We start from the raw sequence: 243 nt of genomic DNA on the forward strand, positions 1-243 counted from the left end.
CGATCTGCCTGTACCGCAAGGGCCAGGGGATCGACGGGCCGCTTTTCATCGGGCGCGACAGCCATGCCCTGTCGGGGCCGGCCATGGCGAGCGCGCTGGAGGTGCTGATCGCCAGCGGCGTGATGACGATGCCGTCGGCCAGCCCGCTGCTGCGGGCGTTGTTGTACGTGATGATCGCATGTGACACCGCCGGTGTCGGTGTGAAGCCGTCGGCGGCGTCCATCATCACCGTCACGCCGCTGG

General features: G+C 68.7%; 1 pseudogene. It reads left to right on the forward strand.

The window, feature by feature from the left end:
• Positions 1–243: pseudogene (locus Q5762_RS39435) on the forward strand (phosphoglucomutase, alpha-D-glucose phosphate-specific); the annotation flags it as partial.

The organism is Streptomyces sp. P9(2023) (genome assembly GCF_032436795.1).
GTDB lineage: Bacteria > Actinomycetota > Actinomycetes > Streptomycetales > Streptomycetaceae > Streptomyces.